Here is an 8307-nt window from a genome sequence, read left to right as displayed (position 1 = left end):
CCCCTTGCGGTATGGGTTTGCGGATCAAAAAATATCTCAGTATGAATGACATTGTCTTCAACACATTTTAGAATATATTCCCACGTTAAATCGTAGAAATCGTCTTTGGTAATCAGGACATTGGCGCCCGCATAATAGATATCTAAAAAGGTTTGTAGATTGGTAAAATTATAGGCGCGGCGTACATCTTCGATGTCATTATAAGGAATGTCTATATTATTTTTTTTCGCCAATCTGAACATCAGCTCCGGTTCTAATGAGCCTTCAATATGCAAATGTAGCTCTGCTTTGGGTAATTTCTTTATTAATTCAATCATAGTGTTCCAGTAGTGGCTTTTATTAAGCGCTGCGTTTGTCAGCGGGGTATATCTATAAAGGCTATTATATTTCAATTGGCCACAAAACCCCATAGACAAACAGCAAACCCTTGCATTCAGCTATAAACACGACTTCATAAGGGTGACTTCATAATAAGGGTTGCTTCATAATAAGAGCTACTGCATAAAAGCCATTTCAANNATACAGTATTAAAAACGCTATTTTAAAAATACCACAGTATCAGACAGCTCATTACCGGCGGGATCATCGCCTAGATGATAATACTGACGCAATAACTGACCTACCTCATCTAGTAGCTCCGCTAAGCTTTCTTCAGTTTTTTGATTGGCAATACCTGAGACCGCTTTTTCACACATGGCGCGCCACACAGTCGGGCTCACATGCGTGCTAATACCGCGATCCGCGACGATTTCAAGCTTATGCTCGCAGATATTGACGTAGATTAAAACACCTGTATTTTCTTCCGTATCCCAAACGCGATATTCACTAAACAAATCAATCGCCCGATCACGACAATCAAGACGATAGGCATCTTGGACAGGTAAGTGATTTTCTATAATTAAAAACACCTCACCGCGATGCCCACGCTCAGCCAACGTCACCTGCTCTGTCAGCCGCGCTTTAGCCGCTGGCGTTAGCCATTTGCTATGCAGCATAGGGACAAACAGTACTTGACGCCACCAACGAGCAAAACTTGCCTGCGACGAATTGCTTTTTACCATTATATTATTTCCTCAAGTACGCCATTGCTGGCAATCATCTAATGTCTGAACCTAACATGCCTTTATTAAAACCGCCTTTACCAAGAACCGCCTGCCCCGCCGCCGCCAAAGCCGCCGCCACCTCCTCCGAAGCCGCCGCCGCCAAAACCACCACCGCCAGAGCCGCCGCCACCGCCCATACCAGGTAGGAATATCATACCGCCGCCTCTACGACCGCCGCCAGATCCACCTTTACCACCACCGCCACCACCGCCACCACCGCCACCACGTGAAATCAAAAATAGCCATAAGAATATAGCCATAATAACGGTCATAAAAAAACCACCGCCTAAGGCTAACGATCCCGCAAAAAACCCACCAGCAGTAATAATAGAACCAAATACACGACCAAAAATACTGGTAATAAAGCTTCCAAATATCATTGCCATAATGAATAAAAATATGGGCGATGGTAGCTCGTCTGAACCTTGTTGTGCACTACGCTCGGCTGCTTGCGCATCAGCACGAGCCAATACCTCAGGATCAGCAGTCAGCCGCGTTTTGAGTGCGTCAACGCCAGCTATTATTCCAGCACCATAGTTATTTTGCTTAAATAACGGCGTGATATCTTCACGAATAATACGATTGACGGCAGCATCTGGTAAAACACCCTCTAGTCCGTAACCCGTCAAAATGTACATATCACGGTCATTGACGGCGACTACCATGAGTAAGCCATCATCAATGTCTTTATTGCCCAGCTGCCATTTCTCAGCTACTTGTAGAGCATAGTCAAAGATAGGAACACCATTGGTCGTAGGAACGATAACCACCGCTGCTTGCGCAAGACCTTGCTGATAAATATTTCTAAGCTGCACCTCTAGACGCTGTTTTTCTTGCGGATTTAGGATATTGGCCTGATCAACGACAGGATTATTTAATATGAGCTTATCGGCATCGACACTGGGTGCATTTGACTGTATAGGAGAAGGATTTTCGGCTGTTGACCCAGCTGTGGCATCATTATTAGCCACATTAGGGTTGATCGCCTCATTACCTAAAATGGCATCATTAATGGCTTCGTTACCCAATACAGCGTCATTGATCGCTTCATTAGACTCGCCCGCTTTGGCAATCGCTACCAAATCCTCAACACTACGACTTTGCATGTCTGAGGTACTATCAATGGCTTCATTAGGCGCAGCATACAACACAGACGCACTACTGATGCTGAGTGTGAATAGTAATACTGATAGGATTGCTTTTGAATTGTTCATCTAATCTATACCACCTCAAGTGACATCTGTACTGAGTGAATCTACGTGAGACCATTCACAAAAATTAGCATAGCAAAAAAACCAAATTTGACATAACTAATCGTACTTTTTGGATTTGATATTCATTTAATAGGCATTCATATCCATCAATACCTTTAAAAATGTGGCTAAGCAAACTAGTGGCTAACTAAGCTAAACGATAAAAATGTAAACAAACAGAGCGGCAAATCCCGCTCTGTTTTCATCTCTATTTAATCACCACTACTCAGCTGTCGCTGACTTATCATCACCGAAGTCAACACTTGGTGCGGTTGAAATAGCGTCTTCATTCGCCACGCTAAAGTTTGGCTTGGCATTCATACCAAATACTTTTGCTGTAATGTTGGTTGGGAACTGGCGCACCGTCGTATTATAGCTTTGCACCTCTTGAATATAACGGTTACGAGCGACGGCAATACGGTTTTCAGTGCCTTCGAGCTGGGCTTGTAAGTCTTGGAACAAAGCATCTGACTTTAACTCAGGATAACGTTCAGAGACCGCCATCAAACGTGATAATGCACCTGTCATCTGTTCCTGTGCCGCTGCATAACGCTCCATCGCTTCTGGATCATTCAGTACTTCTGGCGTCACCGTAATGCTACCAGCACGAGAGCGTGCCTCAGCTACTTGAGTAAACACTTCTTGTTCTTGCTCAGCATACTGCTGCACGACTTTGACTAAGTTTGGCACTAAATCAGCGCGGCGTTGATATTGGTTCACCACTTCTGACCACGACGCGGTAACTTGCTCATCTTGAGCTTGCAGGTTGTTGTAGCCACAACCGCTTAGACCGACGGTAGACGTCGCTAACACGGCTGCGAGCAATATGGGTTTTACAATTGATTGACGCGTCATCATTGTTTCTCCTAATAATGGTAAATAATAAATAGCCAGTAACACTTTTTTAATAATTTTTTAAAGCTTGTATTTTTAAGCTGATACATGATGTCATGCAAATGTATGTCTATTTATATGGAAGCCGTATATTTTTTATAATAAAGACACATCACTTGTATTAAAGCCACACTAAACATAAAAACAGCAGTTAATGAGTACGATAGCAATCGTATACCGCCCTATGCTCTCGTCTTATCAACGAAACAAAACTATAGGATAAGATATCTTACACAATGATGGCGCTATCTCAGTATTTTTACAATTAGCCGTTACCAAAACACAACCGCAAAACCACACTGCTATCCCATTACTATTGCTCGTTTTTATTACCTATTATTGATAATATCTACCTCACAAATATCATCGAACCACTGACGTTATCTTTAGTGCATACCTTGTCCAGTATAGAGGAGTGATAGATGAGCGCTGAATAACCGCTCTATTTTTGTGTAGTCGATGTGGCTTTATCTATTGATTCGACATCTAACAACGGTCAAAACATACGATATTTCATCGTTATTTGTAGTCATATCTGCCTGACTCAATATGAATATATATGCTTCTGTACAAAGAAAATTCTAGTAATTACGACAAAAATATGGCAAATTGCAGTTACGTAGCCGTACGGTTTGAATACATTTGGTAGTGGACTTATGGCTTGATTAGTATTAGCGAGTTGTTGATTTCTATGTAAAATATTACTCAATTATTAGAGATTCGCTTAATCGTTTCAATCAGCCACACCAAGCCTGTAGTCAATCGATACCGCTCACCAAAAGTTGAATGCTATCGGCATGATAAGTATTTAATATTATAACCGCCTGTTTTATCCACCGGTCTACTGAACATTCATCTCAGATATTAAGTGAAGTGATAAGATAAATGTCGCAGTAATTGAGACAGCTTACGCCTTGCAACTATGCTGATACGCATATCGTCGGTAATAAGCATAAGCAAACTGTCAATATTACTGATAAACCAAGCGGATAACTACAGACAACTACAGTCCATTCTTAGTGGCTAAGCGCGTATGAGACTTAACGGATATACATGAGTCGATGTAGATAATTTAACTGCTTAACTTAAATAAGTAAGTTAACCAGTTAGCTTACTCCTAGCATACAGAGCCACTTTGAGACAGTACTAGGAATATACATATGGAAGGTTTAGTTAACTTAGTAAACGGAATTATCTGGAGCCCCGCACTGATCTATCTGTGCTTGGGCGCGGGCCTATTTTATTCCATTATGACGCGCTTCGTACAAGTGCGGCTGTTCGGTGAAATGATCAAGTTACTTTTTACTGGTAAATCTAGTGATCAAGGTATTTCATCATTTCAGGCACTTGCCGTATCACTCGCAGGACGCGTGGGTATGGGTAACATCGCTGGGGTAGCTGCGGCTATCGGCTTCGGTGGCCCAGGTGCCGTATTTTGGATGTGGGTCGTGGCCTTCTTAGGCGCATCTACTGCTTATGTTGAATCTACGCTCGCACAGATTTACAAAGAAAAAGATGTCATCACTGGCGAATATCGCGGTGGCCCAGCTTACTATTTTGAGCGCGCACTTGGCCAAAAATGGTATGGCATTCTCTTTGCAATCTCATCTATCCTCGCTTGTGGTATATTTTTACCAGGTGTACAGGCAAACGGCGTTATCAATGCTTTCGCACAGGTAATGGGCGAAGGGTCTGTTATGAGCATTGGCGCCTTAGAAGTTGGCTCAATGCGTCTAGTAGCCTTAGCCATTATCCTTGTGGTATTAGGTATTATCATTTTTGGTGGTATCAAGCGTATCGCAACGTTTACCGAGTATGCCGTTCCTTTTATGGCATTGGGCTATATCGTTCTTGCACTGATCATCATGTTTACTAACTTTGATATGATTCCACAAGTATTCGGTCTAATCGTTAGCGATGCATTTACTGCTCAAGCAGGTTTTGGTGCAGCGATTGGTTGGGGCGTAAAACGTGGTATTTACTCAAATGAAGCAGGTCAAGGTACAGGTCCTCATGCTGCTGCTGCTGCTGAAGTTGAGCATCCATCACAGCAGGGTTTGGTTCAGGCATTCTCAGTATATGTCGATACCCTATTAGTATGTTCTGCTACTGCCTTCATGATCCTAACCATGGGTACCTATAACATTCAAGGTACATTACCAGACGGTCAGTTCATCGTACAGAATGTCGCTGCTACCACTGAAATCAACGCCCCTGCATTCACGCAAATGGCGATGGAATCTGTTTATGGTGGTTTTGGTAACACCTTTATCGCTATTGCTGTCTTCTTCTTTGCCTTTACCACTATCTTGGCTTACTACTACATCGCCGAAGTGAACGTTGCTTATCTAACGCGCTTTGTCGGTCGCAGTGCCAACAAGACTGGTCTATTCTTAGTCAAAATCTTAATCATGGTGATGGTTGCTTACGGCGGCCTAAACTCAGCTGGCTACATTTGGGCTATTGGTGATATTGGTGTTGGGCTTATGGCTTGGTTGAACATCGTTGGTATTTTGGTCATCTTCATTGTGGCTCGTCCAACGCTTACTATGCTAAAAGACTATGAAGCACAGCGCAAAGCAGGTGTTGAGCGCTACAGTTTTGATCCTGCAAAATTCGGCATCAAAAACGCCCCTTATTGGGAAGAGCGTCATCTAAAAGAGCAACAAAGAATGGCAGCAGATCCACTACGTAAAGAGCATAAGTAATATTCTATAACGTAGCTACTATTCTTTAACATGATTATTATTCAAACCTCCAAAACAAAAGTCCGAAACAATCGTTTCGGGCTTTTTTGTTTCAAACCTTTGCATTCATAAGCCTCCAATAAACGTCTTATATAAGTCATCATTACTCTTTAAACTTGCATTAGTGTGAACCAATGAGAGGCTATTTATCTTACTCTCCACTACATTGAACCGTTTTCATGCGACTGACTTATATCAATGCTATGGTAAACATTAGGTATCCCCCAAACGCAAAAAAGCCCAGCTCAATAGCTAGGCTTATTCGACGTCATCATTTAAATAATTAATTAATCATCAATAAAGAGGCTATAGAAACAACTTACTCAGGCATCAATACTGCATCGATAGTGTGAACCACACCGTTCGTTGCCATGATATCTGTACCAGTAATATTAGCCGTGTTACCAGTCGCATCAGTGATGACATTAGCATCGCTAATATTGATAGTAGCACCATTTACAGTAGCAACATCAGTACCATAAGGAATGTCAGCTGCCATAACAACCATAGGCACTACGTGATACGGAAGTACTTTTTTCAGTAGATCTGTATCGGCTAATAGCTCTTCTTTAGTAACGCCTAGCTTCTCTAACACAGGAGCAAATGCATCATCAGTTGGTGCAAATACCGTATAAGTCCCAGCATCCATCATCATTGTATCTAAGCCAGCAGCTTGTAATGCAGCCGTTAGAATCGTTAGATTTTCGTTGCCAGCTGCTATTTCAGCAATGCTTTGCGTCGCAGCAGTATCGGCCATTGGATCGGCTTCAGTCATTGGCTCAACTTCGGCAACAGGCTCTACAACCACTTCTTCAGTAGTCACTTCAGGCTCAACAGGATCAGTAGTTGCTTCTTTATCATTACAAGCGGCTAATGACATGGCAGCTGTAACGACAGCGATAGAAAGTAAGTTTTTCTTCAACATAAGTATTTCCTTATAAAGGGATGGTCTGTTAAGTGACTTGTTTGACAAATAACTTAACCCAGTTAATGTATATAACAGCGAACCACTTATCTGTTGCAAATGATAGCAACTAAACAATAGTAATAATGTCGCCTCTACTATACCAATAACTATAATTTTAACTGATTAATTTCGGATTAATGCTTACTTAGGTAGCAACACTGTATCGATCACGTGTACAACTCCATTGTTCGCTTGTATATTCGCGGTCACGATATTAGAGGTACGATCTCTCCCATCAGTAATTTGTTTTTTAGCGTCAAATGTGATGCTGCTGCCTTCCAGCATCTCTTGACTGCCTGCCATAATTTCAGAGGCAAAGACGCGGTCGTCTTCAATCACATGATAGGTGAGCACTTTCGTCAACAGCGGCTTATCTTGTAATAGCTGTTCTTTACTTATCTCAAGTTCAGCTAATAATTTAGCAAAAGCGGCATTGTTTGGTGCAAAGACGGTAAGGTCAGCGTCTTCATCAGCGAGGGCATCAGCCAATCCTGCTGCTACCACTGCTTCTTTGAGGATACTGAGATCCTCTGTGGCAACAGCTAGATCGACTATAGACTTGTCAGTAGGTAGCAATACGTCGTCAATGAGGTGAATGACGCCATTAGTGGCCAATACATCTGTTTTGATAATTTTAGAGGTATCCCCACTTGCATCCATAATGATATTGGCATCACTAATAGAGAACGCTTGACCATTGACTGTTTCGATACTGTCGCCATAAGGAATGTCAGCAGCTTTGACTGTCATATTGGGAATAACATGATAAGTTAAGACCATGGTTAATAGCTCTTTGTCAGCCAATAACTCTTCTGATGTCACATCAAGCTCTTCCAATAATTCAGCGAATGCAGCATCAGTAGGTGCAAATACAGTAAATTCGTCCTCTGATGACATTAAGACTTTATCAAGTCCAGACGCCTTTAACGCAGCGTTAAGAATGGTTAAATCTTTATTTTCAGCAGCAATTTCTGCAATATTTTGTGTTGGCGCTTCTACAACAACTGAAAAATCATTGTCATCGTCATTACAAGCGGCTAGCGGCAAAATGGTCATGGCAAGCGCCAGAGATAATAGGGTTCTTTTTAGCATGAGTATATCCTTATGTATGAGTCCAGATGAACCATCTACTTTGTCAGTAGCATCCGTCGAATGATTGAAATTGTTAAAGGATCAAAGCTTTCAACAAGAAACAAAGATGACTGTCGTTTATTGTCGTAGTGTTAAACAATAATGATGACACGCTTAGAAAATATCTCAAACATTCTAAATACCAGCAATTTCATTTAGAAAAGCTTCATCTAAAATAGTTGACAATTAAAATAGCGTGTATTTAACAATCA

The 8307-nt window shown here is 41.7% G+C and carries 7 protein-coding genes; 1 reads left to right on the top strand and 6 read right to left on the bottom strand.

What is annotated here, in order from left to right:
• From B2575_RS11800 to B2575_RS11785, 4 genes are all read right to left on the bottom strand, one after another.
• The coding region (locus tag B2575_RS11800; protein WP_414707438.1) for an adenosine deaminase family protein at window positions 1-317 on the bottom strand (317 nt) is incomplete at its 3' end.
• A gap of 219 nt (window positions 318-536) precedes the next feature.
• Window positions 537-1061, bottom strand: a complete 525-nt coding sequence (locus B2575_RS11795) for a TPM domain-containing protein (protein WP_201562721.1) — start codon at window positions 1059-1061, stop codon at window positions 537-539.
• Window positions 1062-1138: 77 nt separating this feature from the next.
• The gene (locus B2575_RS11790; RefSeq protein WP_296242237.1) at window positions 1139-2317 is read right to left on the bottom strand and encodes a TPM domain-containing protein; all 1179 of its coding nucleotides are present in this window, start codon (window positions 2315-2317) and stop codon (window positions 1139-1141) included.
• Window positions 2318-2578: 261 nt separating this feature from the next.
• Window positions 2579-3211, bottom strand: a complete 633-nt coding sequence (locus B2575_RS11785) for a LemA family protein (protein ID WP_045456163.1) — start codon at window positions 3209-3211, stop codon at window positions 2579-2581.
• A 1199-nt stretch (window positions 3212-4410) separates the two neighbouring features.
• Here B2575_RS11785 and B2575_RS11780 point away from each other — a divergent pair.
• Window positions 4411-5958: an alanine/glycine:cation symporter family protein gene (locus B2575_RS11780; RefSeq protein WP_055125213.1), complete on the top strand. Its 1548-nt coding sequence runs from the start codon at window positions 4411-4413 to the stop codon at window positions 5956-5958.
• A gap of 358 nt (window positions 5959-6316) precedes the next feature.
• Here B2575_RS11780 and B2575_RS11775 read toward each other — a convergent pair whose 3' ends face one another.
• Window positions 6317-6922 carry a fasciclin domain-containing protein gene (locus B2575_RS11775; RefSeq protein ID WP_296242235.1) on the bottom strand — a complete coding sequence of 202 codons (606 nt, stop codon included), beginning with the start codon at window positions 6920-6922 and terminating at the stop codon, window positions 6317-6319.
• A 183-nt stretch (window positions 6923-7105) separates the two neighbouring features.
• A complete protein-coding gene (locus B2575_RS11770) occupies window positions 7106-8056 on the bottom strand; it encodes a fasciclin domain-containing protein (RefSeq protein WP_296242233.1) in 951 nt (316 codons plus the stop codon).
• Window positions 8057-8307: the final 251 nt, after the last annotated feature.

It is taken from the genome of Psychrobacter sp. UBA6739, assembly GCF_002453835.1.
In the GTDB taxonomy this organism is placed as follows: domain Bacteria; phylum Pseudomonadota; class Gammaproteobacteria; order Pseudomonadales; family Moraxellaceae; genus Psychrobacter; species Psychrobacter immobilis_A.
This window is presented reverse-complemented; position numbering and strand designations above follow the sequence as displayed.

Excerpts from the sequence above, each read along its gene's own strand:
- B2575_RS11770 (WP_296242233.1), bottom strand. The coding sequence starts at position 8,056 with ATGCTAAAAAGAACCCTATTATCTCTGGCGCTTGCCATGACCATTTTG.
- B2575_RS11790 (WP_296242237.1), bottom strand. The coding sequence starts at position 2,317 with ATGAACAATTCAAAAGCAATCCTATCAGTATTACTATTCACACTCAGC.
- B2575_RS11780 (WP_055125213.1), top strand. The coding sequence starts at position 4,411 with ATGGAAGGTTTAGTTAACTTAGTAAACGGAATTATCTGGAGCCCCGCA.
- B2575_RS11785 (WP_045456163.1), bottom strand. The coding sequence starts at position 3,211 with ATGACGCGTCAATCAATTGTAAAACCCATATTGCTCGCAGCCGTGTTA.
- B2575_RS11795 (WP_201562721.1), bottom strand. The coding sequence starts at position 1,061 with ATGGTAAAAAGCAATTCGTCGCAGGCAAGTTTTGCTCGTTGGTGGCGT.
- B2575_RS11775 (WP_296242235.1), bottom strand. The coding sequence starts at position 6,922 with ATGTTGAAGAAAAACTTACTTTCTATCGCTGTCGTTACAGCTGCCATG.